The sequence below is a fragment of the Xanthobacter sp. BG11Y11_SDJG genome (assembly GCF_057364445.1).
In genome coordinates, this window is record NZ_JBNFNU010000428.1 from 1 (window position 1) to 3452 (window position 3452).

The 3452-nt window shown below is 71.3% G+C and carries 5 protein-coding genes; 1 reads left to right on the plus strand and 4 read right to left on the minus strand.

What is annotated here, in order from left to right; all coding sequences use genetic code 11:
• The 3 genes from AC2W7M_RS22225 to AC2W7M_RS22235 form a co-directional block, all read right to left on the minus strand.
• A partial coding sequence (locus AC2W7M_RS22225; protein ID WP_486134982.1) for a DUF4175 family protein occupies nt 1–482 on the minus strand: 482 nt, incomplete at its 3' end.
• Between the two features lie 122 nt (nt 483–604).
• Nucleotides 605–1282 (minus strand): RluA family pseudouridine synthase, encoded by a 678-nt coding sequence (locus tag AC2W7M_RS22230; protein ID WP_486134984.1) that lies wholly within the window; start codon nt 1280–1282, stop codon nt 605–607.
• 75 nt (nt 1283–1357) lie between these two features.
• The gene (locus AC2W7M_RS22235) at nt 1358–1933 is read right to left on the minus strand and encodes an O-acetyl-ADP-ribose deacetylase (RefSeq protein WP_486134986.1); all 576 of its coding nucleotides are present in this window, start codon (nt 1931–1933) and stop codon (nt 1358–1360) included.
• Nucleotides 1934–2060: 127 nt separating this feature from the next.
• Between AC2W7M_RS22235 and AC2W7M_RS22240 the strand changes: the two genes are divergently transcribed.
• Nucleotides 2061–2588 (plus strand): hypothetical protein, encoded by a 528-nt coding sequence (locus AC2W7M_RS22240; protein ID WP_486134988.1) that lies wholly within the window; start codon nt 2061–2063, stop codon nt 2586–2588.
• A gap of 4 nt (nt 2589–2592) precedes the next feature.
• Here AC2W7M_RS22240 and AC2W7M_RS22245 read toward each other — a convergent pair.
• Nucleotides 2593–3452: patatin-like phospholipase family protein (locus tag AC2W7M_RS22245; protein WP_486134989.1), on the minus strand; the 860-nt coding region annotated here is incomplete at its 5' end.

A 3452-nucleotide genomic window follows, 5' to 3' on the forward strand; every position in this document is an offset into this window, starting at 1 on the left:
GTCCTTGGCGGGCATGCCGGGCGCCGGCGACGCCGGGATCGAGCGCCCGCGCCGCGGCCATGGCGCGGGTGAGATGGGCGGCGCCACAGAGCGGCGGCCGACCGGCAGTCGTCCGGCTTGGTGGCGAGGGCGTCGGAAATGGCGGTGGCGGGACGGTGCGCGAGCGCGCTCTTGCGGTCGAGACGGGCGATGGCGTCCCTCCGCGTCGGCCACCTGAAGGAGAGCGCCGGCCGGGCGGCGAGCAGCAGCGCCAGCGCGAACACGACGACGCCGGCAACCCGGCCGTAGATCGGCAAGGCCAGCCACAGCCCGGTCCACGAGACCGCGAGGAAAGCGGCGGCGACCACGCCGATGCGCACCAGGATCGGCCACGCCCGTTCCCAGCCGATGACGAGCCGCGCCCGCGCGATCGCCTTGGCGAGCAATCCCTCGGGGCTCTCGGCCCGGCGGCGCGAAAACTTGTTCTCGCGAGGCGTGGTCACGCAACCTCCATCACGCTGCATCGGCGCGGGGTGGCGCCCCGGCGACGGCCCAGATCGACAACCTTAACATGTAGCAAGGAGCGGGCCAGCCGGAGCCGCCGCGGCGCGCATTCACATGTGGGTCAGACGGCGCGGGCCTTGGATCCCAGCGTCTGCGCCCACCGGTCGGCCGCCGCGCCGATCTCCTCCGGCTCCAGGCCGAGCACCTGGAGGCTGGCGCAGATATGCGGCGGCAAAGGGGCGGTTGCCGCAACGGCGGGTGCGTTCCGCGCCAGCGGCACGCAGATGCGCCGCGCATGCAGATGCAGCATCGGCCCGCCCGGCAGGCGCGAGGCGCCGCCATAGATGGCATCCCCCAGGATCGGGCAGCCGAGATGAGAAAGATGCGCGCGCAACTGGTGGGTGCGCCCGGTGACCGGCGACAGCGCGACCACGCTCAGATGATCGCCCCGGTGCAGCACCTTGAAGTCGGTGATCGCCTCCTGCGCTCCTGCCGTTCCCTTGGGCACCGCCTGCATCCACCAGCCGCGCTGGGGCGAGCGCTTGGCCAGCGGCTGGTCGATGCGGCCTTCGTCCTCGACCGGTGCGCCCTGGGTGAGCGCCACATAGGTCTTGTCCACCGCCCCGGAGGCGAACAGCTTGCCCAGCAGCGCCAGTGCCTTGGCATGGCGGCCCAGCACCAGGCAGCCGGAGGTGTCCTTGTCGAGCCGGTGGGCAAGCTCGGGCGCGCGCGGCAGGCCGAAGCGCAGGGCGTCGAGATGGTCCGCCAGGGTCGTGCCGCCCTTCGGTCCCTTGTGCACCGGCAGGCCTGCGGCTTGTCGACGATCAGCATCATGCCGTCGCGGTGCAGGATCGGCACCGGCGGCGGCTGGTCCTCACGGATCGAGGCCGATGGGCTCGAGGTTTTGGGCGCGGAGGGCGGCATGGTGCAGGTTCGCGGAGCCTTGCGAGAAGCAGCAGAAGACGACGCGCGTTACGAGCGGCCGTGCGCGAACATGATCGAGCACCGCCGCCGCCGCAAGCGGTGCCGCCCGTTCGGGCGGGAAGCCGTAGATGCCGGTGGAGATGGCGGGGAAGGCGATGGAGTCGAGCTGCGCCGCCTCGGCGAGGGCGAGGCTGTCCCGGTAGCAGCGCGCCAGCAGGAGGTCCTCCCCCGCCCCGCCACCCTGCCAGACCGGCCCCACGGTGTGGATCACGTGCCGCGCCTTCAGCCGGAAGCCGGGCGTCAGGCGTGCCTCGCCGGTGGGGCAGCCGCCGAGCGTGCGGCAATAAGCGAGAAGCTCCGGCCCGGCGGCGCGGTGGATCGCCCCGTCCACCCCGCCGCCGCCCAGCAGCGACGAATTGGCGGCATTGACGATGGCATCGAGGGCGAGGGCGGTGATGTCGCCCACCACCACATCGATGCGCGTCCCGCCGGCCCGGAAGGCGGCCGGCACCGGGTCTCTGCTCATGGGCCCTCCCCGCTCCGGCCGTCTTACGGCGACGCATTCCGGTGAAATATCGTTCGTATTCAACATGGTGCGCGCGCCGCGCCGATCAAGCCACGCAATTCAAGCCACGCAATGGAGGAACGAGAAGATGGCCCATCCCCGCAAGACCGAGCAGCGCGTGCTGAGCGCCGACGAACTGGGCTTCGTCGACCAGACCCGCCAGCCGGCCATCGGCATGCTGTCCGACGCCGATCTCCATGCCCTGGTGCGCCATCTGCGCGAGCGCCGCGAGCGCGCGCTGACGATCGCCAACAACCAGCGCCGGGCCATGCGCGGCAAAGGCGGGCGCGGCGCGGCGGCCTATGACAAGGCCGATGGCGGCAACCGGCAGAAGGCCTCCGTGCTCAACGATGCCCTCACCCGCGCCCGGCGCGAGGTGAAGCGGCGCGAGGCCGAGACCTCCCGCTCCGAACTGGTGGCCAATGCCCACCGCGCTTTGGAGCTGAAGCGCGATTCCAAGCGCGCCACCCGCCCGGCCACCCTGCCGCGCGCCAATGAGGGCATGCAGCGCCAAGGCGCCGCCACCCGCGTCGACGCCATCGGCGCCGCCGGCGAGGCGGGACGCGTCACCAAGTTCGTGGCGGTGGCGCAGGCGAAGAAGGATTCGCGCGGCTGATCGCTCAGTCGGCGAATTCCAGCCTGAGGTCGAGGGTCGAGCGCCGGCCGATGTCGGCGCCGTGCGTCTCCAGGAATTCCTCGGCCGCGGCGCGGCCGAGGTCGCGCAAATGCTGGAGGAAGCCCCATTCCGCATTGAGCTTGGAGGTGGCGTCGAGCTTGGCCAATTGGTCGGCGCCGCCGATGCGGTGCAGGCGCACCCGGCGGAAGCTCGACCCGCCGAGCGTCAGGCGGCTCATGAAGCCCTGGTCGATCAGCTTCGCCGCCTGGTCGATGAAGCGCAGCTGCGCCAGCAGCGAGGCGTTGAAGGTGATCTCGTTGATGCGGTTCTGGATTTCCGAGGCGGTGCGCGGCGTGGTCTCGCGCGCCACCGGGTTGATCTGCACCAGGATGATGTCGTCCGCCTCGGCCTTCTCGTAGAGTGGCACCAGCGGCGGATTGCCCATATAGCCGCCGTCCCAATAGGGCACGCCGTCGATCTCCACCGCCTGGAACAGGAATGGCAGGCAGGCGGAGGCCATCACCGCGTCGGCGGTCATCTCCTGGTGGTCGAAGATGCGGGCGCGGCCGGTGTGGACGTTGGTCGCGGAGATGAACACCGCCACCTGCGAGGCGCGGATCGCCTCGAAATCCACGTGCGCGTCGAGGATCTCGCGCAGCGGGTTGATGTTGAGCGGGTTGAGGTCGTAGGGCGAGAAGAAGCGCGAGGCCACCTCGAAGGCGAGATAGGCCGGGTTGCGTGCCAGCGACCAGTTGCCGAGCAGCCGGTCGAAGGCGGTGCGCTGGAGCGGCGACATGCGCCCGTCGCGCGAGACGTCGCGCCAGAACTTGGGCGAGCGCGCGCCGCGCCTCCGCCGGCTCGGCG